The organism is Curtobacterium sp. 314Chir4.1 (assembly GCF_900215175.1).
Taxonomy (GTDB): Bacteria; Actinomycetota; Actinomycetes; order Actinomycetales; family Microbacteriaceae; genus Curtobacterium; species Curtobacterium pusillum_A.
This window is the reverse complement of sequence record NZ_OCMI01000003.1, coordinates 552,159-577,903: the sequence shown is the minus strand read 5'-3', so window position 1 is coordinate 577,903 and position 25,745 is coordinate 552,159. Positions and strand designations below refer to the sequence as shown.

The window sequence follows — 25,745 nt, the reverse complement described above, 5'->3', positions numbered from 1 at the left end:
TGCCTTTCGGGGGTTGCGGGGCCGGTCGGGTCGGTCACTTGACTGCGCCGCCGGTGGCGCCGGCAGCGATGAACTTCTGCGCCACGAGCAGCAGCACGATGGCGGGGACCGATGCCATCACCGCGGCGGCCATGACGGTCGACCAGTCGGCGGTGAAGGTGCCGATGTAGTTGTAGATGCCGAGCGTGATCGGTCGGACGTCACCCGTGGTGGTGAGCGTCAGGGCGAACAGGAAGTCGCTCCAGGTGAACAGGAAGGTGAAGAGCCCGGCGGTGATGAGGGCGTTGGCGCTGATCGGCACGACCACGGAGCGGAACGCCCGGAAGTTCCCGGCGCCGTCCACCTTCGCGGCCTCGATGATCGACGGCGGGATGTTCTGCATGAACGCCCGCATGATGAGGATCGCGAACGGCACCCCGGCGGTCGAGTCGGCGAGGATCAACCCGGGGATCGTGTTGAGCAGCCCGAGGTCGTTGTACGCGGCGTACAGCGCGTTCGCCACGACGATGCCCGGGATCATCTGCGAGATGAGGATCCCGAACAGGACCGCCCCGACGCCCTTCACCTTGAACTGCGCGAGGGCGTAGGACGCGGGCGTGGCGATGAGCAGGCTGACCACCACGCTGCCGAGGGCGATCGCGAGGCTCGTGACCAAGGCGCCGCCCTGGTCGGCGATGGCCTGCGCGTACCCGCCGAGCTGCGCGTGGATCGGGAACCAGGCGGCCTCGATCGCGGGGCCGGCCGGCTGCAGCGAGATGTTGATCATCCAGTAGACCGGGAAGAGCATCACGGCGAGGATCAGGATCCCGACGCCGGACAGCACCCACTGCTTCGGGGTCGTCGGCCGGGTGGGGCGACGGGTGCCGCGGGTCACCACGGCGCGCGTCGCGGTTGCGTCAGTCATCGATGGCCTTCCGGTTGAGACGGAGGTAGACGATCGCGAACAGGGCGGAGATCACGATGAGGATGTTGCTCAGCGCGGCACCCTGGCCGAAGTCGAACTGCTTGAACGACAGGTCGTAGGACTGTGTCGCGATCGTCTGGGTGGCGTTCGCCGGCCCGCCGTTCGTCAACCCGAGGATGATGTCGAGCACCTTGATCGTGTAGACGACACCGAGCACGAGCGTGACGCTGACGACCGGTCGGAGCATCGGCCAGGTGATCGACCAGAACGCCTTCCACCCGGTCGCCCCGTCGAGCGCGGCAGCCTCGTACAGCTCGGTCGGGATGTCCTGCAGGCCGCCGTAGAGGATCGTCGTGTTGAACGGGATGCCGATCCAGATGTTCACGCCGATCACGGTGATGAGCGCGACCGCCGGGCTGGTGAGCCACGGGACCGAGCCGATGCCGAAGATCCCGAGGAACTGGTTCACGACGCCCGAGTCCTGGTCGAGCATCCACTTCCACACCGCACTCGAGACGATGAGCGGCAGCAGCCAGGGGAGCAGGAGCAGCGAGCGGAGGAGCCCGGACAGCGGGAAGTTCCGCCGGAAGAACAGGGCGAGGAGCAGCCCGAGGACGAACTGGCCGACGATCGACCCGATCGTGAACAGTGCGGTGTTGAGCAGTGCCGTGCTGAACAGCTGCGACGACACCACGGAGACGTAGTTCGAGAGCCCGACCCACGGCGCCTCGCCCGTGTAGAAGGTCGAGGTCGTGTAGGCCTGGAAGCTCATCACGATGTTCTTGACGACCGGGTAGCCGAAGAACAGCACGAGGAACACCACGGCCGGCAGCAGGAACAGGAGCTGGGCGATCCGCTCGAAGCGCAGACCGCGGCCCCGGCGGGCGGGCCGCGGGGCGGGAGTGGTGCTCCCGTCCCCGGCGGCCCGCTGCGGGGCGACGTGCGTCGCGGTGGAGGTCATGCTCAGTTGCTCGACTGCGCGTTCTTCAGCGCGTCGGCGGGCGAGTCCTGCCCGGTCAGCGCGGACTGCACGGCGGTGTAGATCTTCGTCGCCGCCTTCGGCCAGTCGGCCCCGAGCTCACCGGTGCGGGCGCGGGCGTCGGCGACCAGGTCGACGAAGACCTGCTCCTCCGGGACGTCCTTGCCGAACTGCTGCGCGACCTCGGTCTTCGACGGGATCGTGTAGCGGAGCTTGGCCATCGCGAGCTGGTTCTTGGCGTCGTTCATGCAGTCGACGACCTTGGCCGCGACCTGCTGCTTCGCCTTGTCGCCGGTGTTCGGGACGGTCCAGACTTCGCCGCCGAGCGGTGCCACGGCGGTGTCGCTGGCGGACTGCACGGGGATCTGCGCGATCCCGTAGTCGATGCCGGAGTCCTTGAGTGCCGGGATCTGCCACGGGCCGTTGATCATCATCGCGGCCTTGCCGGCCATGAACTGGTCGTTGACGTCGGCCTGGGTCCAGTTCACGACGCTCTTCGACATCGAGCCGTCCTTGACGAGGTCGGTCCAGAGGGACAGCGCCTCGGCGGTCTTCGCGGTGGCGATGTCCTTCTCGTCGCCGCCGTTCGACCACATGAAGGGCAGGAACTGCCAGGTGCCCTCGTAGGTGGCGTTGGCGTCCACGGCGAACCCGTACTCGCCGTTCGCGGTGAGCTTCGCCGAGGCGGTCTTCAGCTCGTCCCAGGTCTTCGGCGGGGTGACGCCGGCCGCGGCGAGCTTCTTCTTGTCGTAGAAGAGGGCGATGGTGTTCACGGTCGGCGCGAGGCCGTACACCTTCCCCTTGTAGGTGCCGGCCTGCAGCACGCCCTTCGCGTAGCCGTCGGTCGAGATGCCGTAGTCGGTGAGGGGCGAGAGCGCACCCGTCTCGGCGATCTGTTGCAGGTCGGGGTTGTCCAGCATCAGGACGTCGGGCAGCGTCTTCGACGACGCCTGCTGGAGCACCTTCTGGATCAGGGAGGAGCCGGGGACCAGGCTGCGCTTGATGGTGACGTCGTTCTCGGCGCCGCACTTGTCGAGGTAGTCGCCGATCACCTTCTTGTCGTTGCCCTGGTTGTAGTAGTCGAGGACGGTGATGGAGTCCACCTTGCCGCCGGAGCTCGCGGAGGAGCCGCCGGAGCAGCCGGCGAGGACGAGGGGGACGGCCGCCAGCATGGCGACCGCGCTGAGGACCGTGGGCGTCCTGCGGTGTCGAGGCTTCATTGCTTCGCTCTTCTCTGGATGGTTGCCGGGCACGGACGGGCATGTCGTCCGTGGATCGGGTGCGAACCGGACCAGAAGCGCTCCGTCGCGTCCCGAGTGGCACGAAGCTAGCATCTAAGCGCTTCGACAGTAAAGCGCTTAGACGGACTTTCTCCGAACTCCGCGGCGCTACAGTGAGCGGATCACACGAACGGGAGACGTCATGGCGACGATGCAGCAGGTCGCCGACCGGGCTGGGGTGTCGATCGCCACCGTGTCGTTCGTGGTGAACGGCAACAAGCGCGTGTCGGAGGACACCCGTGCCCGGGTCACCGCGGCGATGCGCGAGCTCGGGTACCGCAACAACGTCGTCGCACGGGCACTGGCATCCCGGCGCACGCACATCCTGGCGCTGCTGTTCCCGGTGCTCGAACACCGGCTCGGCCAGACGGCGCTGCAGTTCTTCACGAGCGCCGCCAGTCGTGCTTCCGAGCTCGGGTACCACCTGGTGCTCTGGCCCGCCGCGACCACGGCGGAGGACGTCCGCGACCTCATCTCCGGCGGGCTCGCCGACGGGGTCGTCGTCATGGAGGTCACCATGCACGACCCCCGGATCGAGCAGCTCGCCGCGATGGACGTCCCGTTCGTCGCCATCGGGCGGACCGCGGACCCGTCGGCGATGTCGTACGTCGACATCGACTTCGAGCGCACCGTCGAGGACGCGCTCGACCACCTCGCCGGCCTCGGGCACCGGCGCATCGGCCTCGTCGTGGAGGACCTCGACGGCACCGCGATGGCCGAGTACGGCCCGAAGGTCCGGTCCGAGGCGGCATTCCGGGCCTCGATGGACCGCCGGGGTCTGCACGGCACGGTGGTCGCGTCCGGCGCTTCGGCGGAGGGTGGGCGACGCGCTGCGCGGGAGCTCCTCGCGAGCGACCCCGACGTCACGGCGACGATCATCATGAAGGACGACTCGAACTTCGGGCTGGTCAGCGGCCTGATCGCGGCCGGGCGACGGGTCCCCGAGGACGTCTCGATCATCGCGATCGTCTCCTCCGACGGTGCCGGCGCGGCGACCGAACCCGTGCTCACGACGCTGAACGCCCCAGGGCCGGAACTCGGGCGGCTCGCGGTGGAGTCCCTGACGGACCACCTCGAGGGCCGGACGACGGCGCTCACGCACACGCTCATCCCCTGCGCCATCCACCTCGCCGACTCGACGGCGCCCGCGCCCGCCTGACCCGTCGCGAAAGCGACGGTCTGCCGCAGGACTCCCGCGCACTTCTGTCGCCTTCGCGGCACGGCCCGCGGCCGGAACTCGGGATATGTCGCGTCCGCAACACCGTGTCGGCCTGGAGACGCGTGGCGGGCCCGCACCGCGCCTCCAGGCCGCCGTCCGCCGCGTCCACCGCTTCGCCGGCTCGACGGCGCCCGCGCCCGCCTGACCCGTCGCGAAAGCGACGGTCTGCCGCAGGACTTCCGCGCAGCACTGTCGCTTTCGTGACACAGCCCGCGGCCGGGACCCGGGATCTGTCGCCTTCGCGGCACCGTGTCGGCCTGGAGGCGCGTGGCGGCTCCGCACCGCGCCTCCAGGCCGACAGGCGGCCGCCCCGCCACCCCGCCCACCGGGCGTCCAGGGAGCGTTGGTTGTGTGGACGTACAGGAACGACACACCACACGTCGAGGAGGACGGGATGGCGATCGACCGCAGGATGTTCCTGCTCGGGGGAGCGGGTGCGCTGCTGCTCGCCGGCTGCTCGACCCGCCCGGAGCGCACCACCGTGGAGGACTGGCCGACGGACCCGCCCGAGGGTGACGTCACGATCAGCTGGTGGGCCGGCCAGGTCGCCTCGAAGGACGGCGGGGACCTCCGGCGGCGGCTGATCGCCGAGTTCCAGAAGGAGCACCCGAACATCCGGGTCCGGATCGTCAGCGCCCCGAGCGACACCGACACGAACCGGACGAGCCTCACGACGCAGATCGCCGCGGGGTCGAGCACCCCGGACGTGTACCTCGGCGACGTCGCGTGGCCCGGGCAGTTCGCGAAGAACAAGCTCGCGACGCCCGTGAACCAGCTCGTCGGCGCGGACTTCTTCGACCAGTTCCCCGAGGGCCTCCGCCAGGCGGCGAGCGTCGACGGGACGTACTACATGTTCCCGCTCTACATCGACGAGTCCTTCTTCCTGTACCGGAAGGACCTCCTCGACAAGCACGGCTTCCAGGTGCCCGCGTCGTGGGAGGAAGTGCGTGAGACGGCGGCGAAGCTCGTCGACACCGGCGACGTCAGCTACGGGTTCGCGTTCCAGGGCGACGTGTACGAGGGGCTCACCTGCAACGTCACCGAGTTCGTCGCGGACGCCGGCGGCTCACTGCTCAACGACGACCTGACGAGGCCCGAGACCACGAGCTCCGAGACGAAGCGCGCCTTCGAGTTCATGCGGTCCCTGATCACGGACGGCGCGAGCCCCCGGGCCACCCTGACGTACCAGGAGCAGGACACGAACGACGCGTTCTCCGGCGGACGGGCGGCGTTCCTCCGCAACTGGTCCTACGCGTGGGGCATCGCGAACGGTCCGGACAGCCGGGTCGCCGGCAAGGTCGGACTCGCCGCGCGGCCGACGTTCGACGGATCCGACGAGCACCACTCGACGATCGGCGGGTGGGGCAACTCCATCAACCCGCACACGCAGCAGCCCGCGGCGGCGTTGACGTTCGCGAGCTGGATGTCGAGCGAGACCGCGCAGCAGTTCCTCACCCGCGAGGGCGGTGTCCTGCCTGCGCGCAGCGAGTCGCTCACGAGCGAGGACGCCAAGCGGCAGCAGCGCCCGACGTACGACACCGCCGCGGGGATCACGCTCGTGCCCCGCCCGACCTCGACGGCGTACTACCCGAAGGTCTCGCAGGGCGTGTACCAGAACGGCAACAGCATCCTCGGTGGCCAGGCGTCGGTCGACGGCGGCACCAGCGCGATGGCCTCCGCCATCTCGCTCGCACTGCAGGGCGAAGCGCTGTGAGCGCGGGCACCGCGACGCGGGCGTCGACCAGGCCTGGAGGCGCGGGTCGCCTCGACCCGCCACCTCGCCTCACGGGGCGGTCGCGACTCGACCGCATCCGCGCGCGGGGCGCGTGGGGCTTCGCGGCCCCGGCACTCCTGGTCGTGGCGGCGGTCACGATCTTCCCGGTGGTGTACTCGATCGTCCTGAGCTTCGCGGACGTCGAGGTCGGCTACGAGGGCTTCTCGATCCAGTCGTTCGGGCTCGGCAACTACGCGGCGCTGCTGCAGAGCGCCGACTGGTACCGGGCGCTGGGCTTCACGGTGCTGTACACGCTCGTGACGGTGTCGGTGGAGCTCGTCCTCGGGATGCTCGTCGCCCTCGTGCTCGAGCGGCTCGGTGCCACCCGTGGGTGGATGCTCGCGCTCATGCTCGTCCCGTGGTCGCTCGTCACCATCGTGAACGCGCAGCTCTGGAAGTACGTGTACGACTCCACCTACGGGGTCGCCACGTGGTTCTTCGGCCTGTTCGGCGACGCACCCGTGATCCTCGGCGAACCGGTCCCCGCGATCACCGGGCTGATGGTCGCGGACATCTGGAAGACGACGCCGTTCGTGGCGATCATCCTGCTCGCGGGGCTCGTGCAGATCTCCGAGGACCACTACGAGGCAGCCGAGCTCGACGGCGCGAGCCCGTGGCAGACGTTCTGGCGCGTGGTGCTGCCGCAGCTCACCCCGACGCTCACGATCGCGGTGCTGTTCCGCATCCTGCAGGCGTTCGGCGTGTTCGACCTCCCGTTCGTGCTGACGAACGGCGGACCGGGGACCAGCACCCAGTCGCTCGCGATCATGGGCTACAAGGTCCTGTTCCAGGACATCAACATCGGCCCCGGTGCGGCGATCGCGACCTCCACGGCGGTCATCGTCGCGGCCGGCTGTCTGCTGTTCCTCCGGGCGTTCCGGAACCAGGCGAAGGGAGGGGACGACTGATGCCCCGTCAACGCGTGCGCCGGGGGTGGCGCAAGTGGGTCAACACCGTCAACGTCAGCGGTGTCGTCATCGCGGTGCTCACCGCGCTGCCGCTGTACTGGCTCGTCACGACGTCGCTCAAGCCGGCGTCGGAGATCTCGCAGTCGCCGCCGACCGCGTGGCCGCAGGCGATCACGTTCGACAACTTCGTGGTGGCCTTCCGCGACAACGCCCTCGGCCAGTACATGGTCAACAGCGTCATCGTGTCGGTGTCCACGACCGTCATCGTGCTCGCCCTGGCGTTCCTCGCCGGGTACGCGCTCGCCGGCCGGTTCATCCGGGGCCGCACGGCGATCATGACCTCGTTGCTCATGCTCTCGGTGTTCCCGGCGATCGCGGTGCTGACGCCGCTGTACCTGCTCGAGCGCAACCTCGGGCTGCTCAACTCGTACCCGGGGCTGATCGTGCCGTACGTCGCGTTCAACCTGCCCTTCGCCATCTGGATCATGCGGAACTACCTGCAGGGCATCCCCTCGACGATCGAGGAAGCTTCCGAGATCGACGGTGCCGGCGCCTGGCGCACGGTGCGCTCGGTGATCCTGCCGATGGCCAAGCCGGGGCTCTTCACGGTCGGGGTGTTCACCTTCACGGCGTCGTGGAGCGAGTTCCTGATGGCGTTGACGTTCAACAGTGAGAACTCGTTCCGGACCATCCCGGTCGGGATCGCCCTGTTCGGCACCCAGTTCACCGTGCCGTTCGCCCAGATCTTCGCGGCGAGCGTCGCGGCGACGGTGCCGATCGTCATCCTCGTGCTGGTGTTCCGCCGGTCGATCGTGTCCGGGCTGACGTCGGGTGCCGTCAAGGGCTGAGCAGACCTTGTCGATCCCTCAGGTCTACGAGAGGATCGAGGAACGACGTCGAGCACGACGGCCCGGGACCAACCACCCCGGGCCGTCGTCGCATCCGGTCGACGTCACGGATCAGGAGACACGGCAATGGCTGACACCAGCACACCCGCGCGCGCTCGGCGCCGCACGAACCGCACCAGGGCGTTCGCGATCGCGGCGGGAGGAGCCCTCGTCGTCGGCGGCCTCGGCTACACGCTCGCCTCGTGGACCGACACCGAGTGGGTGTTCGGCGGCAACGGCTCCGGAGGCGCCGGCGTCGGCACCTCGGGCTTCGAGGTGCAGCAGAACGTCACGGCACCGTTCACCGCGGCGGGGTTCACCTCGGACGAGACGAACCCGGGCCAGGCGCTCCGGTTCACGGTCGACGCCCTGGCGCTCTCGCCCGGAACCGCGGCCTACGCCCCCGTCGCCCTGCGCACCACCGCCGACTCGGTCGCCGGTGACGTGGCCCTCCGCGCTGCCGTCCCCGCCGTCGGCGTCACCGTGACCGACGCCGACGACGCACTCTGGGGCGCGCTGCACGTCCGGGTGGCCACGGCGACGAGCACCACGGCCGCCTGCGACGCCACCGCCTTCGCGACCCCGGCGAACGTCATCGCCGACGGGCCGCTCGGCACCACCGCCGCGTCGGCGCCGCAGCGGCTCGCCGCCGCCGGGGCCTCGACGCAGCGGTACTGCTTCGAGGTCTCCCTGCCCGCGTCGCCGACCCTGCCGCCGGGCGTGCCGCTCGACGCCCTGCAGGGGAGGACCGCCGCACCGGCGTGGCAGTTCGCCGCCGAGTCCGACTGAGCGCGTCGTGCGCGGCACCACCGCGCCGTCGTCCTCCGCGGAGGACACGGCGCCACCCCGCCGTCTCGTCGACCGGGTCCGCACGGTCGTCGTGACCGTCGCGGGTGCGATCGGCCTCGCCTGCCTGCTCGGGTGGGTCGCGATCGCCCTGACCGGGCTGTCGTTCGTCGTCGTCACGACCGGGTCGATGGCACCGACGATCCCCGCTGGTGGCCTCGCGATCACCCACGAGGTCCCCGCGACGGAACTGCACGAGGGCGACGTCGTCACCGTGCCCCGACCGGGTTCCGCGCTGCCGGTCACGCACCGGATCGTCGCCGTCGAACCGGTTCCGGGCGAGCCCGGAGCGCGATCGCTCACACTCCGCGGCGACGACAACGCCTCGGACGACCGCGACCCGTACGTCGTCCGCGAGGCCGGCCTCGTCCTCGCCCACGCACCCACCCTCGGCTCGGTGCTCGTCGCCCTGACGAGTCCGGTCGGCCGGGGCCTCGCCGTCACGGCCCTCGGGGTGCTCGTCGCGTGGGCGTTCTGGCCGGACCGTCGGCGGGAGGACCACGCGTGACCGGGCGGCTCACGTCGTTCGTGGCGCTCGCCGCAGTGGTCGTCGGGTGCGTCGGTGCCGGCACGACGGTGGCGGCGGTCGCCGCGACGGACTGGAGGCCCGTGCCCGAGACCGGCACGCCGGGTCGCCTCGTGCTGCACACCGGTCCAGAGCCCCTGACCCTGCCCGACGCAGCCGGCGTCACCGAGACGGCGTGGCAGGTGCGCACGGAGGTCCGGGTCGCCGGGCCCGTCATGCTCGACCTCGAGGTCCGCAAGGACGGCGCGCTCGCCGAGGCCCCGACCGGGCTGCGCGTCACGGTGTCGTCCTGCGACCGCGCCTGGCAGGACACGGGCGGTACCCCGAGCTGCCCCGGTGCCTCGGTCGACCTCGTCCGGGCCACGCCTGCCGAGGACTGGGCGACGACGAGCCCCATCGTCCGGGTGCCCGATCCCGACGGCGACGGCACCGCGTTCCTGCTGGTCCGCTCGTCGCTGGACGACGCCACGGACCCCGGGCTCGCCGGACTGTCCGGGCGCCTCGGCCTCGGGGTCACCGCCCGCGGCGACGACCCCGTGGTGAGCGGACACGCTGTGGCTGCGGGTCCCGCTCCGGCCCTGGCGTACACCGGCGGTCCGCTCGTCGGGCCGGCACTCGTCGCCCTCGCCGCGGTCCTCGGCGGCCTCGCGCTGCGCCGCCGTCGGGACGCACGGGCAGCGGAGGCACGACCGTGACCCCGCGGAGCCGGTCCGCCGTCGCGACGGGCATCGCCCTCGCCGCAGCACTGGTCCTGCCGACCGCCGTCCCGAGCACGGCGTCCTGGACGGACCGGGAGTGGGCCACAGGCACCGTCGGGACGTCGACCTTCGACTGCGGAACGGACTCCGGGTACACCGCCACGGCGTCGAGCCGGTTCCTCGGCGGCTCCCTGGCGGGGGTCGACCTCGACGCGGTCGCCGCCGTGCAGGGCGTCACCGTCGCCAAGACCGGTGCCGCTGCCGCATCCGTGGAGCCGGCCACGTCGCCGGAGATCGGGAACGCGCGCCCGTTCGCGCAGTCCTTCGGCAACCCGCTCGACGTCGGGCTGCTCGGTGACCTGGTCGGCATCGACCTGACCGGGCTCGGCGTCGGGCTGCCGGCGGGGTCGGCCGGCGCGGTGAACCAGGTCGCCACCGCCGCCGGCACCGGGGACGCGGTCGCGGCAGCGGGCCTCGTGGCGGACTCCGGCGGTCTGCTCGTCACCGACACGACCCCGACGGGCGAGCTGCCGGAGCCCGCCTCCGTCACGCTCGGGACCGCGCTGCCGGGGATCGCTGACGTCACCGACGTCGGCCTGGACGTCGGGGCGGTGGGGGCGACCGCCGAGCTCGCGGGGTGCGACGCGATCGAGGAGGAACTCTGGGGCGGGGTCGTGCAGCAGACGCTCCGCACGAACCTCCGTGCCGCCGTGCAGCAGGCCGTCTCGGCGGGGGAGACGACCGGGGTCACGCGGGACTACGGCATCGCGAGCCTCGACCTCCGTGTGGACAGCCCGCTCGTCGGCGCGCTCGCCGCCGCCGTCGACGACACCGTGGTCCAGCTCGACACCGCCGTGGGCGCCCTCGGCGGGAGCGACGGTGTGCTGGCGCGGACGATCGACCAGGGCGTGCTCGGCGTCCTCGGCACGCTGACCGGCGGTCTCGGACTCGGCACCGTCGGCGGCACCGTCGTGCTGAGCGGACCCGACCTCGGCGCTGCGGTGTCGCCACTGCTCGCCGAACCCGTGCAGGACGCGGACGGCACCATCACGCTCGACCTGTCCGCCGGGACGATCCGGGTCGACCTGGCACACCTGCTCGGCGACGACGAGCACGGACTGAACGACCTGCCGCGCAACCACGAGGTGGTCCTCGACGCGGTCACCCTCGGGGCAGTCGCCGACCGGCTCGGTCAGGTCGTGGACGCGTGGGCGAACCGGATCACCGCGGCGCTCACGACGGCGCTCGGCTCGATCCACCTGCGGATCGCACTCGCCGCGGACCTCAGCGCACCGCTGCTCGGCGTCCGGGTCCCGATCGCGAAGCTCTCCGTCGGGGTCGACACCGGCATCGCGGCGCTGATGTCCGGCCAGACGAAGCTGACGGTCGGCGTCGACCTGCTCGGCCTGCCGCTCGGCGGGTTGCTCGGCGTCGTCACCGGGCTGGCGACCTCGCTCGTGAACCCGTTGACGCAGGCGGTGGTCGGGGAGCTCGCGACGAGGCTGTTCGCGCTCGTCGATTCACTCGGCACGACGATCACGACGACGATCGGCGGGCCGGTCGTCACCGCGCTCGCGACCGTGCTGGCCGGGCTCCCCGGAGTGCTCTCGCTGCGGGTCAACGTGCAGGAGGACAGCGTGCCCGCCGGTCCGGGCGGTGGCCGCGCAGCGACCGGGCGGCACACCGAGACGGCCCTGCGCCTGACGATCGCGGATGCGCTCGCACCCGGAGGCCTGGCGCGCGTCGACCTGGCGACCGCCACTGTGGGACCGAACGCGGTGTCGCTGGTGCCGCAGCGTCCGTGACGGACGCGCGCCGTGCCTCCAGGCCGGACCCGGGTGACCCGTCGTCAGCCGCGACGCGGGTCGCGGGCGGTGTCCGTGAAGAAGTCCTCGTACAGCCTGGCGCCGTCCTGCTGCTCGCCGTGCTTCCAGCGCTTGCGCATCAGCCGGAACGTCTCGATGCGGACCGGGTCGACACCCTGCTGCGACTCGTAGTGGCTCATCGTTCGCTCCCTTCGCCCTCGTACCCCCGATCGGGGGCATCCGTGGACGAAGGTACGGGCGCGCGGGCCGTGCGTCCGGCAATGTAGGTAGGGAAGTTACCTAACTGCGCTTGGTGGACAAATGATCGAGGTGCGGTCGTCGTCGCCCGTACCCTGCCGTCAAGGCGACGGGGCGCCGAATTCGAGCGCTTCGATGACGCGGTCGATGACCCGGACGTACTTCGCCCGTTCGCGATCAGTGAAGGAGGACAACAGCTCGTGCAGGTGCTCGTTCGTGCTGTCCATCGCCGAGGCGTAGGCGCGCTCGGTCTCCGGCGTCAGCTCGATGAAGCGGCTCCGGCCGTCGTCCGGGTTCGGGACGCGGCAGAGGTGGCCCGCGCGCTCGAGCCGGTCGACCGTTCCCGTCACGGCGGGCCCGCTGAGGCCCAGGTGCGACGCGAGGTCCTTCACCCTGACCTTCCGCTCGGCCGCCGCGGCACGGGCCACGAACTGCAGGACCGTCAGGTCGGATCCGGACACGTCCAGTCGGTCCCGCAGTCGACCGCGCAGCGCCCCCATCGCGGCCTCGAGCCGGGTGACGGCCGCGGTCAGGTCGATCTCGCTCACGTGGTCGCCCTCTCGGTGCGGATCGTTTGCGCGACACGATACGCCGCACTCGTCACGCCAGCGTATCCAGATAACGAGGGTGGCAGCGGAATGTGGACACCCGAGTCGGAGCGTGGGCGCGCATGAGCGAGCAGCGGCCGAACCCGACCGGAGTGCCGGAGGCGATCCGGTTCGAGGTGTCCGGCCACCGTCCCGAGGACGCCGTCCGTGACCTCGCGAGGGTCTACGGCGGGGGCGTGGACGGCGCGGGGCGGTGGATCGCCCGCCCGACCGACGGCACCTTCGACCACCGCTACACCGCGCTCGGCGACGCCGAGGTGACGATCCGCCGCGCGATGCTGCACGGTGCGCTCCACGGGGTGGTGCCGGCCGGCGGCGACCACGTCGTCCTGTGGGTCGGGGCCGGCACGGTGGAGGTCGAGCAGCGCCCGCTGCCGCTCGAGGTACCCGTGCTGCTGCCGGCGGACCAGGAGTTCGCCTTCCGGGCGGTCGACCACGACCTGCGGATCGTGCACCTCGACCGAGCGTTCGTCCGCCGGGTCGCTGCACTCCGCGGCGACGTCGGCGAGCACGTCCTGCGCTTCGACAGCCACCGTGAACTCGGTCCGGAGGCCGCGGCGCGGTGGCGGGGAGCGCTCACCGCGCTCGCCCGTGCGTTGCGGGCCGGCGGGACGGAATCGGCAGCCTGGCAGGAGGCGAAGTCCGCGGCGCTCGAGGTGTTCCTGGACCTGTTCCCGCCGGTGCTCGACGACCTGCCCGCCGTCCTCGGGCAGCCGCGCAACGCACGGCTCCGAGCCGCCGTGGAGTACGTGCACGACCACGCGGCGGAGCCCATGACGATCTCGGACCTGTCCGCGGCGTCCGGACTGAGCGTTCGGTCCGTGCAGGAGTCGTTCCGCCGGGTCTTCGACGTGTCACCCCTCACGTACCTGCGACACGTGCGGCTCGACCGGGTCCGAGCGGAGTTGACCACCGCGGATCCGCAGGCCGGGGCGGTCGGTGACGTCGCGCGGCGCTGGGGGTTCGCACATCTCGGGCGGTTCTCGGCGGCGTACGCGGAGCGGTTCGGCGAGTACTCGAAGGAGACGCTGCGGCGGTCCGTGCACTGAACCGTCGTCGCGCCCGTTCAGGCAGGCGGGGCGGGCGGTGCCGTGCTCGCGCGGACGCGGAGGGTCGTCGGAAGCCGGACGTGGTCGGACGCCGGCTCGCCGCGCAGCATCGTGAGCAGCATCTCGACGGCGCGTGACCCGAGTTCGGCGAGCGGCTGCGCGACGGTCGTGAGCGGCGGGGTCGTGGTCGACGCCTGTGGGACGTCGTCGAACCCGACCACGGACACGTCCTCGGGCACGCGGAGGCCCAGGTCGGTCGCGGCGCGGAGCACACCGACCGCCGAGGAGTCGTTCGCAGCGAACACCGCGGACGGTCGATCGGGGCCGGCGAGCAGTTCGCGGGCGACCGCGGCGGACTGGTCCTCCTGGTAGCCGCCGTCCCGGACGAGTGACTCGTCGACGGGGAGCCCGGCGGCAGCGAGGGCGCGTCGGTACCCGGCCTCGCGGAGTTGCGCCGACGCCAGGTCCGGGCGGCCACGGAGGTGCGCGACGCGTGTGTGCCCTTGGGCGACCAGGTGCTCGACCGCCTGGACGGCACCGTCCTCGTTGTCGGCGTCGACCGTGGCGTGGCCCTCCGGACCGGTGTGCGGGTCGATCGCGACGACGGGGATCGACGAGCTCGACAGCGCGGTGGTCGGCGTCACGACGATGGCGCCGTCGATGAGCGTTCCGGAGAGCCGCGAGAGCGATCGCCGTTCCCACCCTGGCTGGTCGGCGCCCGTCACGAGCCCCGCGTAGGCGAGCAGTTCGTACCCGGTGCCGATGGTGGCGCTCGAGACGCCGCGGAGGAGCTCGGTCGAGAACGGTTCGAACTCGGGCACCAGGATGCCGAGGACCCCGGTGCGGGAACTGCGCAGGCTCCTGGCGACGAGCGAGGTCTCGTAGCCGAGCTGCTCGACGACCTCCTGCACGCGGAGGATCGTCGCCGGTGCGACGCCGTCGCGCTGGTTGATGACCTTCGACACCGTGGGGATCGAGACCCCTGCGGCCCGTGCGACGTCCCCGATCGTCACCCGGCCGGCTCCGGGACGCATGCCGAGAGCCGTGTCCATGTGCACACCGTACCGCTGCCTCGACGCGAAATCAGCAAAGAAAACGTTATCGATATCGATTGACAAGCCTCGCGTCGACCTGGCACGCTCTCCGCAAGCGGCAGTCGATGTCGCTGCAGGTCAACGACGACACTCAGGAGTTCCACGATGACGAGGAAGATCCGTGCCGCGGCAGCCATCGCGCTGATCGGGGCCACAGCACTGGTGGCCGCAGGCTGCTCGGCGGGCAGCGATGCCGCCGGGGGCGACGGCGGGAAGGTCTCGATGACCTTCTGGCACAACTCCACCACCGGTCCCGGCAAGGCGTTCTGGGAGAAGACCGTCAAGGACTTCGAGGCGGAGAACCCGAACGTCACCATCAAGATCCAGGCGATCCAGAACGAGGACCTGGACGGCAAGCTCCAGACCGCGCTCAACTCCGGTTCCGCTCCGGACGTGTTCCTGCAGCGCGGCGGCGGGAAGATGGCAGCAATGGTCAACGCCGGCCAGCTGATGGACATCTCCGGCTCGATCGGCAAGACCGCCAAGAGCGAGATCAGCGACGGCACGTTCAAGGGCTACGAGCAGGACGGCAAGACGTGGGCCATGCCGGTCGACGTCAACCCGGAGGGCATCTGGTACAGCCAGGACCTCTTCAAGCAGGCCGGCATCGAGGGCACGCCCACCACGATCGACGAACTGAACGCCGACATCGCCAAGCTCAAGGCAGCGAACATCCAGCCGGTCGCCGTCGGCGCCAAGGACGCCTGGCCGGCCGCGCACTGGTACTACAACTTCGCGCTCCGGGCATGCCCGAGCAGCGTCCTGACCAAGACCGCGAAGGACCTGAAGTTCACGAACTCGTGCTGGGAACAGGCGGGCAAGGACACCAAGGCGTTCTTCGACACGAAGCCGTTCAACGACGGCTACCTCACCACCGCCGCGCAGCAGGGCGCCGGCAGCTCCGCCGGTCTCATCGCGAACCACAAGGCCGCGATGGAGCTCATGGGCGCCTGGGACCCCGGTGTGATCTCGTCGCTGACCCCGGACGGCAAGCCGCTGCAGGACCTCGGCTTCTTCCCGTTCCCGGAGGTCTCCGGCGGCAAGGGTGCTCCCGGCTCGATGATGGGCGCCGTCGACGGGTACTCGTGCTCGGCCAAGGCCCCCAAGAAGGCCTGCACCGACTTCCTGAACTACATGACGCAGAAGCCCGTGCAGGAGGCCTACTACAAGGCGTTCAACGCGATCCCGGCGAACAAGTCGGCGCAGTCGGTCGTCACCGAGCCCTACCTGAAGACGGTGCTCGAGGCGTTCAACAAGGCACCGTTCGTGTCGAACTACCTCGACACGGTCTACGGCCAGAACGTCGGCAACGCCCTGAACACGAGCGTCGTGAACCTGCTCGCCGGCAAGGGATCCGTCGACGACATCGTCAAGACCGTCAACCAGGCCGCAGCGAAGGGCTGACGACACGATGACCACCTCCGTCGCACCGCGTTCCGACGCTGCGCGGTCCGGGGCGGGACGGAACACGACCGGGGCGGACGGTTCGCCGTCGGCCCCGGTCCGCCGGCGCCGCACGGGCACCGACGTCCGAACCCGCGTCGAGATCGCCGTCCTCGCCGGGCCGGCCACGATCATGTTCGTCGGGTTCGTGATCCTGCCCGTCGCGCTCGCCGCCTACTACGGCTTCTACAAGTGGCAGGGCTACGGCACCCCCACCGACTTCGTCGGCCTGCAGAACTACGCGATCATCTTCACCGACCCGGACTTCCGGGGCGTCCTGCTCCACAACGCGTTCATCGTGATCGGGTCGCTCCTCGTGCAGGGACCGATCGCGATCGTGCTCGCCCTCCTGCTCAACCAGCGCATCCGGGGTCGCGGACTCATCCGCGTCCTGATCTTCCTGCCGTACGTCATCTCCGAGGTGATCGTCGGCACCGGATGGAGCCTCATGCTCCAGTCGAGCGGCGCCGTGAACGACCTGCTCCAGGCGGTGGGGCTCGGTGCTCTGCGCGCCGACTGGCTGTCGAACCCGGACATCGCGATCTGGACCCTGCTCGCGATCATCTCGTGGAAGTACATCGGCTTCGCGGTGATCCTGTTCCTCGCCGGCCTGCAGAGCATCCCCGAGGAGCTGTTCGAAGCAGCCCAGCTCGACGGCGCCAGCTACTGGCAGATCCAGCGGCGCATCACCCTGCCGCTCCTCGGCCCGACCGTCCGCATCTGGGCGTTCCTGTCGATCATCGGGTCGCTGCAGCTGTTCGACCTCGTCTACATCATCTGGGGTCAGTACATCGCCGCGACGGCGGGCACCTCGACGATGGCGACGTACATGGTCGCGAACGGCCGCATGTCCGGCAACTACGGGTACGGCAATGCCGTCGCCGTGGTCATCTTCCTCATCTCGCTGGCGGTCGCACTCGTCTACCAGCGGTTCGTCCTGCGCCGCGACACCGCCGGCGCCCTCACCGAGAAGGCCGACCGATGACCGCCACCGCCTCCATCGTCGCGCCGAAGCGCCGACGCGGCCCTCAGGACTCCGGACCCGTCCGCCGCGAACGGAACCTCGGCACGTACTTCGTCGCCCTGCTGTTCATCGCGGTCTGTGTCGGGCCGGTGCTGTACATCGTGCTCGGCGGGTTCCGCAGCAACTCGCAGATCACCGCGAGCCCGGCCGGTCTGCCCAGCCCGTGGCAGTTCGGCAACTACCTCTCCGTGCTGTCGAGCGGCGTCTTCTGGCAGCAGCTCGGCAACTCGGTGATCGCCGGCGTCACCACCACGGTCGGTGTCGTCGTGCTCGGCCTCATGGTCAGCTTCGTGATCGCCCGCTACCGGTTCCGCGGGCGCGACGCGCTGTACTCCCTGTTCGCGGCCGGTCTGATGTTCCCGATCACCGTCGCGATCACGCCGCTGTACCTGCTCGTCAAGGACCTCGGCCTGACGAACAGCCTGGCCGGGGTGATCCTGCCGCAGATCGCGTTCGCGCTGCCGACGACGGTGATCATCCTCGTGCCGTTCCTCCGGGCGATCCCGGACGAACTCGAGGAAGCAGCGTCGATCGACGGTGCCAGCCGACTCGGGTTCTTCTTCCGGATGGTCGTGCCGCTGTCGCTGCCCGGCGTCGTCACCGTCGGCATCCTGGCGTTCATCGGCAGCTGGAACAGCTACATCCTGCCGCTGTTCATCCTCAACGACGCGTCGGCCTACACGCTGCCGCTCGGGGTGCAGGCGTTCTCGTCGCAGTACTCCGTCGACACCGCGCGGGTCCTGGCGTTCACGTCGCTGTCGATGATCCCGGCGCTCGTGTTCTTCGCCGTCTTCCAGCGCCGCATCGTCGGCGGCCTGACCGGGGCGGTGAAGGGGTGACGACGGCGGACGCGACGCGGACCGCCGGGGACGACCCGCGCCTCCAGGCCGACGCCGCGCGCACGACGGACGCGGCCGGCGCGACCGATGCGACCGACGGGACCCGCGCCACCGCCCTGCTCGCCGCGATGACCCTCGAGGAGAAGACCGCCCAGCTCGTCGGGTACTGGCTCGACCAGAACGGCGTCGTCGCCCCGATGCAGGGCGAGATGACGGCGACGGCGGACGGCCGCACCCTCGCGGACATCACCCGCCACGGCATCGGCCAGTTCACGCGCGTCTACGGCACCCGACCGGTCGAACCGGACGAGCGTGCCGCCTGGCTGTGGGCGGAGCAGCGACGACTCGTCCGCGAGACCCGGCTCGGGATCCCCGCGCTCGTCCACGAGGAGTGCCTCACCGGGCTCGCCGCGTGGAAGGCCGCCACGTTCCCGACGCCGCTGGCGTGGGGTGCGGCGTTCGACCCTGACCTCGTCGAGCAGGTCGGCGCCGTGATCGGGGAGTCGATGCGCCAGCTCGGCATCCACCAGGGCCTCGCGCCCGTGCTCGACGTGGTCCGCGATCCGCGCTGGGGCCGCGTCGACGAGTGCATCGGCGAGGACCCGTACCTGGTCGGGACCGTCGGCACGGCGTACGTCCGGGGACTGCAGGGCGCGGGCGTGGACGCGACGCTGAAGCACTTCCTCGGCTACTCGGCGTCGCAGGCCGGCCGGAACCACGCACCCGTTCATGCCGGGCCGCGCGAGATCGCGGACGTCTTCCTGCCGCCCTTCGAGATGGCGCTGCGGGACGGTGGCGCGCGGAGCGTCATGAACTCGTACGCCGAGATCGACGGCGTGCCCGTCGCGGCGAACGGCGAGCTGTTGACCGACGTGCTGCGCGACCGGCTCGGGTTCGACGGGACGGTCGTCGCGGACTACTTCTCGGTCGCGTTCCTCGAGGTCATGCACGGCATCGCCGCCGACCGTGGCGAGGCCGCCGCGCTGGCGCTGTCCGCGGGCATCGACGTCGAGCTGCCGACGGGGGACGCGTTCCTGCAGCCGCTCGTCGACCGCGTGCGCGCCGGGCTCGTCGACGAGGCGCTCGTGGACCGAGCCGTGCTCCGGGTCCTCCGGCAGAAGGAGCGGCTCGGGCTGCTCGACCCGTCCGCGTTCGAGGACGAGCCGCCCACCGGCATCGACCTGGACACACCCCGGCACCGGGCGCTCGCGAAGGCGCTCGCGGCACGGTCGCTCGTCCTGCTGGCGAACCGACCCGTCCCCGGCGGCGCGGACCTGGCGGACACCGTCCACGCTGCGCCCGTGCTCCCGCTCCGCGCCGACGCGACCGTGGCCCTGATCGGCCCGAACGCCGACCGTGCCGAGGCCCTGCAGGGCTGCTACTCCTTCGCCAACCACGTGCTCGCCGCCCACCCGGACCTGCCGCTCGGCTTCGACATCCCGACCGTCCGCGAGGCCCTCACCACGTCCCTCGGATCGTCCGCCGTCCGGTTCGCCACCGGCTGCGCCGTCAGCGGCACGGACCGTTCCGGGATCGCCGACGCGGTCGCCGTGGCGCAGGCCTCCGACGTCGCGGTGGTGGTCGTCGGCGACCAGGCCGGACTGTTCGGCCGCGGCACCGTCGGCGAGGGCAACGACACCGAGTCCCTCGACCTGCCCGGCGTGCAGCGCGAGCTCGTCGAGGCCGTGGTCGCCACCGGGACGCCCACCGTCGTGGTGCTGCTGACCGGGCGGCCGTACGCCATCGGGTGGGCGCTCGACGGCGACGCCCAGCGGCCCGACGCGCCCCTGCCCGCGGCCGTCGTCCAGGCGTTCTTCCCCGGCGAGGAGGGCGGCACCGCCATCGCCGACGTCCTCACCGGAGCAGCCTCGCCCTCCGGCCGTCTGCCGGTCTCGCTCCCGCGCGCCGCAGGGGCGCAGCCGTACACGTACCTGCACCCGCGGCTCGGTGGGCCGTCCGACGTCACCGCAACGGACTCGACGCCCGTGCGGCCGTTCGGCTTCGGGCTCACCTACACGTCCTTCGCGTACGAGGACCTCGTCACCGATCCCACCGTCGGCAGTGACGGCGCGTTCGACGTGTCCGTCACGGTCCGGAACACCGGAGACCGCGCGGGTGACGACGTGGTGCAGCTCTACGGACACGACGTGCACGCCGGCGTCACGCGCCCCGTTGCGCAGCTCCTCGGCTACGCGCGGGTCGCGCTGGCACCGGCGGAGTCGGTGCGGGTGCGGTTCAGCGTGCCGGTCCAGCGGTTCGCGTTCACCGGTCGCGACCTGCGGAAGGTGGTCGAGCCCGGCGACGTCGAGGTCTGGGTCGCGTCGCACGCTGCGGCGTCACGGCCTGGAGGCACGGTGCACGCCGACGGGATCGTGGCCGTCCGCGGCGGGTCGGGTCCGGAGCCCGTCCCCGGCTCCGCCACGGACCGCGCCGTGGTGCGCGTCACCGGCCCCGTCCGCGAGGTCGAGGCGTCCGACCGCCGGATCGTCACGTGGGAGCGCGTCTGAGGGGCGCGTCGGCGGCCGGGGTCGTTCAGTGAGCAGGGGTGGTCGAGTCCGTTCGCGCGACTCGACCACTCCTGCTCAGTCGATGTCGCGTCAGAGGATGCCGGTCAGGACTCCGCCGTCCGCTCGGACCGCCGCACCGTTCGTCGCCGAGGACAGTGGGCTCGCCAGGTACGTCACGAGGTGCGCGATCTCCTCCGGCGCGATGAACCGCTCGAGCAGCGTGGTCCGGTTCTGGCCGATCACCGCGGCCCGGACCGCCTCGGCCGGGGCACCCTGCGCCGCAGCGATCGCCTCGACCGTCGAGGCCACCCCGTCCGAGTAGGTCGGACCGCCGAGCACCGTGTTCACCGTGACGCCGGTGCCGCGGGTGCGCTTCGCGAGGCCGTTCCCGAGCGCCACCACCGCGGCCTTCGTGACGCCGTAGTGGACCATGTCGACCGGCACGTTCACGCCGGACTCGCTGCTGGTGAACACGACGCGGCCCCACCCGCGGTCGAGCATCGGGCCGAGGAGCGCGCGGGACAACCGGACGCCGCTCATCAGGTTGACGTCGAGGTACCTGGCCCACTCGTCGTCGTCGACGGCGTCGAAGTCGGCGAGGCCGAACAGCCCGACGTTGTTCACGAGGACGTCGATCGCGGGCAGTCGGTCGATCAGTACCGCGACCTGTTCGGGGTCGGCGAAGTCCGCGGCGATGCCCGACAGCTCCGCGCCGGGGTGTGCGGCCCGGAGCCGCTCCACCGCGGCGTCGACGCGGGTCTGCTCCCGTCCGTTCAGCACCACCCGTGCGCCCTCGGCCGCCAGCGCCGAGGCGACCGCGTACCCGATGCCCTGCGTCGAGCCGCTGACGAACGCCGTCCTGCCGGTCAGTCCCAGGTCCATGTCCACTCCCGTCGTGTCGATTCACTTGCTCAGGCAAGTCAACCTACGGTGTATCACTTGCCTGAGCAAGTCACAGTGCTAGCCTCGAGGCATGCCGAACCCCGACGCGGACGCCGCGCTGAGCGCCGAGCAGCTCGAGGTCTGGGCCGCGCTGGCGACCGTCCTCGAGCGGCTGCCCACCGCACTCGACGCGCAGCTCCAGCGCGACAGCGGCCTGACGCACTTCGAGCACGGCGTCCTCTTCGCCCTCGACGCAGCTCCCGACCGAATCCTCCGGATGAGCACCCTCGCCGGGTACGCGAGCTGCACCCTGTCGCGGCTCTCCCGTGCGGTGACGCGGCTCGAGGGGAAGGGGTGGGTCCGGCGGATGGTCGACCCGAGTGACGGTCGCTTCACCCTCGCCGAGCTCACGGCAGCCGGTCACGACCAGGTGGTGGCGTCGACCCCGGCACACCAGGACCTCGTCCGCCGGGTCGTCTTCGACGCCCTCACGCCGACGCAGGCCCGCCAGCTCGGGGTGATCGGCCGCCGCATCGCGGAGGCCGTCGGCGGTGGCCCCGTCTGGACCCCGCCGGCCGACGCGCGGTGAACGCCGGACCGGCGGACCGGAGGCGCGGTGCGGGCTGCCACCGCGCCTCCAGTCCGACGTCAGGCGCGCGTCGGCGCGACGTACGAGCCGTTCCGGACGTCGTCGAGCAGCGAGCGCTCGGACGGACGCCAGCCGAAGGTCGACCGCGCCTTCGTCGCGAGGAGGTGGGTCGAGGTCGTCAGTGTGCGGACGGCAGGGCCCATCTGCGCCTCCGCGACCTCGAGCGGGACCGGGACGGCCGGCGTGCCCGTGAGGTCGCCGATCGCTTCGGCGAGCTCTCGGAACGTGAACGGGACGGTCCCGACCGCGTTGTAGGCACCGGGGACCGGGTGCTCGATCGCCCGGACGTAGAGATCAGCGAGGTCGTCGACGTGCACCGGGTACCAGGCGTTCGCGCCGTCGCCGATGTACGTGGACGCCCCGTTCCCCACCGCGGCGTCGATCAGGCCCGTGACGAGGCCGGTGCCCCCGCGGCCGAAGACGAGACCGGCGCGGATCGCGATGCCCGCGACCCGGGCATCGCCGAGCACGATCCGTTCCGCCTGTGCCTTGACGGGCTGGGCGCTCACCGCGGGGAGCTCGGCGTCCTCCGTGACGTCGGTCGGGTCGGGGCCGTAGACCAGACCGGTCGAGGTGTAGACGACGGGCTTCGGAGCGGTCCCCGGAGCGGCAGCGCCGCCGACGACGGCGCCGACGGCGGCGAGTTCCGCCTGCATCGACTCATCGGTCGGCGCGTAGTCGGACGCGGCGTACACCACGGCATCCGCGGCGGCCGCAGCCGATCGCAGCACCGCGGTGTCCGCGATCGATCCGGCGACGGGTTCGGCGCCCGCTGCCCGGAGGCGTTCCGCGCTCCGGTCGGACCGGGCGAGGGCGGTGACGGTGTGGCCGGCAGTGAGCAGGTGTTCGACGAGGACCGAGCCGAAGTAGCCGGTGCCGCCGATGACGAAGACGTTCATGGACGGCACGCTAAACTCTGACATCAGTGTCAAGGTCAAGCGGGAGGCGGCACGATGCGCATCAGCGACCTGAGCCGGGCCAGCGGGGCGAGCGCCCGATCCCTGCGGTACTACGAGCAGCTCGGCTTCATCAGTCCCGAGCGCCGGTCCAACGGGTACCGGGAGTACGACGAGTCGGACGTCGAGACGGTCGGCACGATCAAGATGCTGCTCGACCTCGGACTCCCGACGGCGCTCATCGAGCAGGTCCTGCCGTGCACCCGGGGCACGAAGGTCGAGGACCAGTGCCCGGGGATCATCGACCAGGTCGTCGCGATCCGGGACGACATGGACGCCAGGGCGCAGCGGTTGCTCGCGATGCGGGACGCGCTGTCGGAGTCGTTGTCGCGGGTGGGTCGCTGACCACGAGCCCGGTCGTGTTCTCAGGTCCGCTTCCCGCATCCTCGCCGGAGCCGCCCCTAGGGTGACGGGATGCACGAGGATCCTGTGGGGGACGAGGTCCCGGTGGTGACCGAACCGAACGGTGCCGTCCGGCACGGGCGGCAGCGACGGGGCGCGCGGGTCTGGTTCGCGGCGGTCGGCGGGGTCGTCGCGATGGCGCTCGTCCTGGCCGGCGGGTACGCGGCGTGGTCGTACGTGCAGCTCGACACCAGCGTGACGAAGGTGCACATCGCACTGCCACACCCGTCGTCGTCACCGGACACGGACGGTGCAGCGCAGAACATCCTGTTGGTGGGCGACGACCACCGTCCCGCCGACGCCACGCCGCAGGAACTCGCGGAGCTCGGCACCGAACTCGACGGCGGCGCGACGAACACCGACTCGATGATCGTCCTGCACATCCCGGCCGGCGGTGGGAGCGCGACGATGATCTCGTTCCCACGCGACTCGTGGGTGCCGATCCCCGGCCACGGGACGTTCAAGCTCAACAGTGCGTTCTCGGACGGCGCGGCGAACGGCGGCGGCGACGCGGGCGGCATGCGGTTGCTCATCCAGACCATCGAGAACATGAGCGGGCTCTCGATCGACCACTTCGTCCGGGTGTCGCTGCTCGGCTTCTACCAGCTCGTCAAGGCGCTCGGACCGGTGCAGGTCTGCCTGAACGAAGCCGTCCACGACACGAACTCGAACGTCGACCTGCCCGCCGGGAACTCGACGCTCAACGCCTCGCAGGCCCTCTCGTTCGTCCGCCAGCGCGACGGACTGCCACGGGGTGACCTCGACCGCGAGGTCCGCCAGCAGTACTTCCTCTCGCAGGAGGCCCGGAAGGCCCTGTCCGCCGGGACACTGCTCAACCCCGTGAAGGTCTCGAACCTGCTGCAGGGCGTCGGGCAGTCGATCCAGATCGACGACGGGTTGAGCATCCCCAGCCTCGTGAACACCTTCCGGAGCATCGACCTGGCGAACATCCGCTCCACGGCCATCCCGACGTCGGGCACGCCGACGATCGACGGCTACTCCACCGTGGCGGTCGACTCCGCGGCGATGCCGGCGTTCATCCAGGGCATCGTCGGGCCGCCGGCCGCGTACACGTCGGCGACCGCCGCCGCGCCCGCCAGCGTGCACGTGTCCGTGCAGAACGGCGGGTCGACGCCCGGTGGTGCGACGGCGGCCTCGGCAGCGCTGACCGCGAAGGGCTTCGTGGTCGGCGCGCCGTCCGACACGACGACCACCACGACGACCGTCGTGGAGTACCCGAAGGGTTCGGAAGCCCAGGCCAAGGCGGTCGCGAACGCCGTGCCGGGGGCGACCGCGGTGCTCTCGACGACGGCCACCGGGGTGACGCTCGTGCTCGGGACGGACGGGCACACGGCCGCGACGGGGACCTCGTCCTCGAGCTCCTCGGCGAAGGCTCCGGCGTCGGACGCTCCGGCGTCGAAGGCCCCGTCGTCGAAGGCGTCGGCCGCGTCACCGTCGTCGACGCCGGTGGGGAACGCGTACGGCAAGCAGGGCACCTGCATCAACTGACCAGCGGTGGCAGGGTGGACCGATGGGGACCATCAGGAACATCGCCGTGGGGTTGCCCGTCCGGGGCGGCCACGTGCTGCTCTCCGAGGGGTTCGACCGCGTCCGGCAGCTCCGCTTCCACCGGGCGGTCGGCGGTGGGATCGAGTTCGGCGAGCTCGCCGTCGAAGCACTGCACCGGGAGTTCCGCGAGGAGCTCGACGTCGCGATCGATTCGGCTGAACCACTCGGCGTGCTCGAGAACCGGTTCGCGTTCGAGGGGACCCCCGGGCACGAGGTCGTGCACGTCTTCGCGGTCCGCTCGGCAGCACTCGACGCGGTACCGCTCGACGCCGAGCTCGTGGTGCTCGACGAGGGCAGTCCGGTGCGCTGGGTGCCGCTGGACACCAATGTCCCGGTGTTCCCGCCCGGCGTCCTCGATCTGCTGCCTCAGCGGGGCCGCGAGGCGCGAAGAACGGTGCCGACCGCGGCCGTCGCCAGTCCCAAGCCGGTCACTCCGACGAGCATGCCCAGCACGTAGAGCAGGCCGGCTGGGAAGTTCACCCCGGTGCCGATCGGCGTCAGGATCGTCCACACGGAGCCGACAGCGGTGAGGACGAAGCCCGCACCCGTGACGACAAGTGCCGCGACGACGAGGCCGCGGACGTCGGAGACGGCTCGTGCTCCACCGGAAGGGTTCTGCGGTACGGTCATGGTCACAGC

25 protein-coding genes are annotated in these 25,745 nt (G+C 71.1%); 17 read left to right on the top strand and 8 right to left on the bottom strand.

What is annotated here, in order from left to right; translation table 11 throughout:
- Positions 1-34: 34 nt before the first annotated feature.
- The 3 genes from CRP27_RS11680 to CRP27_RS11670 all read right to left on the bottom strand — a co-directional run bounded on the left by CRP27_RS11680 (position 35) and on the right by CRP27_RS11670 (position 3,103).
- Complete coding sequence (locus CRP27_RS11680) at positions 35-787, bottom strand: carbohydrate ABC transporter permease (RefSeq protein WP_255257579.1); 753 nt, start codon at positions 785-787, stop codon at positions 35-37.
- 109 nt (positions 788-896) lie between these two features.
- Positions 897-1,865 carry a carbohydrate ABC transporter permease gene (locus CRP27_RS11675; protein WP_079238304.1) on the bottom strand — a complete coding sequence of 323 codons (969 nt, stop codon included), beginning with the start codon at positions 1,863-1,865 and terminating at the stop codon, positions 897-899.
- A gap of 2 nt (positions 1,866-1,867) precedes the next feature.
- Positions 1,868-3,103, bottom strand: a complete 1,236-nt coding sequence (locus tag CRP27_RS11670) for an extracellular solute-binding protein (protein WP_097180809.1) — start codon at positions 3,101-3,103, stop codon at positions 1,868-1,870.
- 202 nt (positions 3,104-3,305) lie between these two features.
- Here CRP27_RS11670 and CRP27_RS11665 point away from each other — a divergent pair, with 202 nt between their 5' ends.
- The 8 genes from CRP27_RS11665 (at position 3,306) to CRP27_RS11630 (ending at position 11,826) form a co-directional block, all read left to right on the top strand.
- Complete coding sequence (locus CRP27_RS11665; protein WP_255257555.1) at positions 3,306-4,322, top strand: LacI family DNA-binding transcriptional regulator; 1,017 nt, start codon at positions 3,306-3,308, stop codon at positions 4,320-4,322.
- Between the two features lie 454 nt (positions 4,323-4,776).
- Positions 4,777-6,096, top strand: a complete 1,320-nt coding sequence (locus CRP27_RS11660; protein ID WP_097180808.1) for an ABC transporter substrate-binding protein — start codon at positions 4,777-4,779, stop codon at positions 6,094-6,096.
- Positions 6,093-7,064, top strand: a complete 972-nt coding sequence (locus CRP27_RS11655; protein WP_176505572.1) for a carbohydrate ABC transporter permease — start codon at positions 6,093-6,095, stop codon at positions 7,062-7,064. The genes CRP27_RS11660 and CRP27_RS11655 overlap by 4 nt, the downstream gene beginning before the upstream one ends.
- On the top strand, positions 7,064-7,912 hold the full coding sequence (locus CRP27_RS11650) for a carbohydrate ABC transporter permease (protein WP_255257554.1): 849 nt from the start codon (positions 7,064-7,066) through the stop codon (positions 7,910-7,912). Before CRP27_RS11655 ends, CRP27_RS11650 begins: the two co-directional genes overlap by 1 nt.
- A gap of 126 nt (positions 7,913-8,038) precedes the next feature.
- Positions 8,039-8,740, top strand: a complete 702-nt coding sequence (locus CRP27_RS11645; RefSeq protein WP_255257553.1) for an acyl-CoA dehydrogenase — start codon at positions 8,039-8,041, stop codon at positions 8,738-8,740.
- A gap of 7 nt (positions 8,741-8,747) precedes the next feature.
- Complete coding sequence (locus tag CRP27_RS11640; protein WP_097180806.1) at positions 8,748-9,305, top strand: signal peptidase I; 558 nt, start codon at positions 8,748-8,750, stop codon at positions 9,303-9,305.
- A complete protein-coding gene (locus CRP27_RS18260; protein ID WP_097180805.1) occupies positions 9,302-10,018 on the top strand; it encodes a hypothetical protein in 717 nt (238 codons plus the stop codon). The genes CRP27_RS11640 and CRP27_RS18260 overlap by 4 nt, the downstream gene beginning before the upstream one ends.
- Positions 10,015-11,826 (top strand): choice-of-anchor G family protein, encoded by a 1,812-nt coding sequence (locus tag CRP27_RS11630; protein WP_097180804.1) that lies wholly within the window; start codon positions 10,015-10,017, stop codon positions 11,824-11,826. Before CRP27_RS18260 ends, CRP27_RS11630 begins: the two co-directional genes overlap by 4 nt.
- A 44-nt stretch (positions 11,827-11,870) precedes the next feature.
- Here the strand turns inward: CRP27_RS11630 and CRP27_RS18255 are convergent, their stop codons facing one another.
- Both CRP27_RS18255 and CRP27_RS11625 read right to left on the bottom strand, forming a co-directional pair.
- Positions 11,871-12,026: a hypothetical protein gene (locus CRP27_RS18255; RefSeq protein WP_176505571.1), complete on the bottom strand. Its 156-nt coding sequence runs from the start codon at positions 12,024-12,026 to the stop codon at positions 11,871-11,873.
- Between the two features lie 159 nt (positions 12,027-12,185).
- Complete coding sequence (locus tag CRP27_RS11625) at positions 12,186-12,632, bottom strand: MarR family winged helix-turn-helix transcriptional regulator (protein WP_097180803.1); 447 nt, start codon at positions 12,630-12,632, stop codon at positions 12,186-12,188.
- 122 nt (positions 12,633-12,754) lie between these two features.
- On the opposite strand from CRP27_RS11625, the gene CRP27_RS11620 reads away from it, so the two are divergent.
- Complete coding sequence (locus CRP27_RS11620; protein WP_141399747.1) at positions 12,755-13,741, top strand: helix-turn-helix transcriptional regulator; 987 nt, start codon at positions 12,755-12,757, stop codon at positions 13,739-13,741.
- A 17-nt stretch (positions 13,742-13,758) separates the two neighbouring features.
- Here CRP27_RS11620 and CRP27_RS11615 read toward each other — a convergent pair whose 3' ends face one another.
- A complete protein-coding gene (locus CRP27_RS11615; protein WP_255257552.1) occupies positions 13,759-14,793 on the bottom strand; it encodes a LacI family DNA-binding transcriptional regulator in 1,035 nt (344 codons plus the stop codon).
- Between the two features lie 147 nt (positions 14,794-14,940).
- Here CRP27_RS11615 and CRP27_RS11610 point away from each other — a divergent pair, with 147 nt between their 5' ends.
- From CRP27_RS11610 to CRP27_RS11595, 4 genes are all read left to right on the top strand, one after another.
- Positions 14,941-16,239 (top strand): ABC transporter substrate-binding protein, encoded by a 1,299-nt coding sequence (locus CRP27_RS11610; protein ID WP_097180801.1) that lies wholly within the window; start codon positions 14,941-14,943, stop codon positions 16,237-16,239.
- A 7-nt stretch (positions 16,240-16,246) separates the two neighbouring features.
- Positions 16,247-17,263 carry a carbohydrate ABC transporter permease gene (locus tag CRP27_RS11605; RefSeq protein WP_097180800.1) on the top strand — a complete coding sequence of 339 codons (1,017 nt, stop codon included), beginning with the start codon at positions 16,247-16,249 and terminating at the stop codon, positions 17,261-17,263.
- Complete coding sequence (locus CRP27_RS11600) at positions 17,260-18,141, top strand: carbohydrate ABC transporter permease (RefSeq protein WP_097180799.1); 882 nt, start codon at positions 17,260-17,262, stop codon at positions 18,139-18,141. Before CRP27_RS11605 ends, CRP27_RS11600 begins: the two co-directional genes overlap by 4 nt.
- Positions 18,142-18,269: 128 nt before the next feature.
- Complete coding sequence (locus CRP27_RS11595; protein WP_097181045.1) at positions 18,270-20,648, top strand: glycoside hydrolase family 3 N-terminal domain-containing protein; 2,379 nt, start codon at positions 18,270-18,272, stop codon at positions 20,646-20,648.
- Positions 20,649-20,738: 90 nt separating this feature from the next.
- Here the strand turns inward: CRP27_RS11595 and CRP27_RS11590 are convergent, their stop codons facing one another.
- A complete protein-coding gene (locus tag CRP27_RS11590) occupies positions 20,739-21,530 on the bottom strand; it encodes an SDR family NAD(P)-dependent oxidoreductase (RefSeq protein ID WP_097180798.1) in 792 nt (263 codons plus the stop codon).
- Positions 21,531-21,621: 91 nt separating this feature from the next.
- Between CRP27_RS11590 and CRP27_RS11585 the strand changes: the two genes are divergently transcribed.
- Positions 21,622-22,119, top strand: a complete 498-nt coding sequence (locus tag CRP27_RS11585; protein ID WP_097180797.1) for a MarR family winged helix-turn-helix transcriptional regulator — start codon at positions 21,622-21,624, stop codon at positions 22,117-22,119.
- Between the two features lie 59 nt (positions 22,120-22,178).
- On the opposite strand, the gene CRP27_RS11580 is transcribed toward CRP27_RS11585, so the two are convergent.
- Positions 22,179-23,078: an NAD-dependent epimerase/dehydratase family protein gene (locus CRP27_RS11580; RefSeq protein WP_176505570.1), complete on the bottom strand. Its 900-nt coding sequence runs from the start codon at positions 23,076-23,078 to the stop codon at positions 22,179-22,181.
- A 54-nt stretch (positions 23,079-23,132) separates the two neighbouring features.
- On the opposite strand from CRP27_RS11580, the gene CRP27_RS11575 reads away from it, so the two are divergent.
- From CRP27_RS11575 to CRP27_RS11565, 3 genes are all read left to right on the top strand, one after another.
- Positions 23,133-23,480, top strand: a complete 348-nt coding sequence (locus CRP27_RS11575; protein WP_097180795.1) for a MerR family transcriptional regulator — start codon at positions 23,133-23,135, stop codon at positions 23,478-23,480.
- 69 nt (positions 23,481-23,549) lie between these two features.
- A complete protein-coding gene (locus tag CRP27_RS11570; protein ID WP_097180794.1) occupies positions 23,550-25,046 on the top strand; it encodes an LCP family protein in 1,497 nt (498 codons plus the stop codon).
- A gap of 22 nt (positions 25,047-25,068) precedes the next feature.
- Positions 25,069-25,563: an NUDIX hydrolase gene (locus CRP27_RS11565; RefSeq protein WP_097180793.1), complete on the top strand. Its 495-nt coding sequence runs from the start codon at positions 25,069-25,071 to the stop codon at positions 25,561-25,563.
- Positions 25,564-25,745 lie beyond the last annotated feature (182 nt).

Excerpts from the sequence above, each read along its gene's own strand:
- CRP27_RS11680 (WP_255257579.1), bottom strand. The coding sequence starts at position 787 with ATGCTCTTCCCGGTCTACTGGATGATCAACATCTCGCTGCAGCCGGCC.
- CRP27_RS11675 (WP_079238304.1), bottom strand. The coding sequence starts at position 1,865 with ATGACCTCCACCGCGACGCACGTCGCCCCGCAGCGGGCCGCCGGGGAC.
- CRP27_RS11670 (WP_097180809.1), bottom strand. The coding sequence starts at position 3,103 with ATGAAGCCTCGACACCGCAGGACGCCCACGGTCCTCAGCGCGGTCGCC.
- CRP27_RS11665 (WP_255257555.1), top strand. The coding sequence starts at position 3,306 with ATGGCGACGATGCAGCAGGTCGCCGACCGGGCTGGGGTGTCGATCGCC.
- CRP27_RS11660 (WP_097180808.1), top strand. The coding sequence starts at position 4,777 with ATGGCGATCGACCGCAGGATGTTCCTGCTCGGGGGAGCGGGTGCGCTG.
- CRP27_RS11650 (WP_255257554.1), top strand. The coding sequence starts at position 7,064 with ATGCCCCGTCAACGCGTGCGCCGGGGGTGGCGCAAGTGGGTCAACACC.
- CRP27_RS11645 (WP_255257553.1), top strand. The coding sequence starts at position 8,039 with ATGGCTGACACCAGCACACCCGCGCGCGCTCGGCGCCGCACGAACCGC.
- CRP27_RS18255 (WP_176505571.1), bottom strand. The coding sequence starts at position 12,026 with ATGAGCCACTACGAGTCGCAGCAGGGTGTCGACCCGGTCCGCATCGAG.
- CRP27_RS11620 (WP_141399747.1), top strand. The coding sequence starts at position 12,755 with ATGAGCGAGCAGCGGCCGAACCCGACCGGAGTGCCGGAGGCGATCCGG.
- CRP27_RS11615 (WP_255257552.1), bottom strand. The coding sequence starts at position 14,793 with ATGGACACGGCTCTCGGCATGCGTCCCGGAGCCGGCCGGGTGACGATC.
- CRP27_RS11610 (WP_097180801.1), top strand. The coding sequence starts at position 14,941 with ATGACGAGGAAGATCCGTGCCGCGGCAGCCATCGCGCTGATCGGGGCC.
- CRP27_RS11605 (WP_097180800.1), top strand. The coding sequence starts at position 16,247 with ATGACCACCTCCGTCGCACCGCGTTCCGACGCTGCGCGGTCCGGGGCG.
- CRP27_RS11600 (WP_097180799.1), top strand. The coding sequence starts at position 17,260 with ATGACCGCCACCGCCTCCATCGTCGCGCCGAAGCGCCGACGCGGCCCT.
- CRP27_RS11595 (WP_097181045.1), top strand. The coding sequence starts at position 18,270 with ATGACCCTCGAGGAGAAGACCGCCCAGCTCGTCGGGTACTGGCTCGAC.
- CRP27_RS11590 (WP_097180798.1), bottom strand. The coding sequence starts at position 21,530 with ATGGACCTGGGACTGACCGGCAGGACGGCGTTCGTCAGCGGCTCGACG.
- CRP27_RS11585 (WP_097180797.1), top strand. The coding sequence starts at position 21,622 with ATGCCGAACCCCGACGCGGACGCCGCGCTGAGCGCCGAGCAGCTCGAG.
- CRP27_RS11580 (WP_176505570.1), bottom strand. The coding sequence starts at position 23,078 with ATGAACGTCTTCGTCATCGGCGGCACCGGCTACTTCGGCTCGGTCCTC.
- CRP27_RS11575 (WP_097180795.1), top strand. The coding sequence starts at position 23,133 with ATGCGCATCAGCGACCTGAGCCGGGCCAGCGGGGCGAGCGCCCGATCC.
- CRP27_RS11570 (WP_097180794.1), top strand. The coding sequence starts at position 23,550 with ATGCACGAGGATCCTGTGGGGGACGAGGTCCCGGTGGTGACCGAACCG.
- CRP27_RS11565 (WP_097180793.1), top strand. The coding sequence starts at position 25,069 with ATGGGGACCATCAGGAACATCGCCGTGGGGTTGCCCGTCCGGGGCGGC.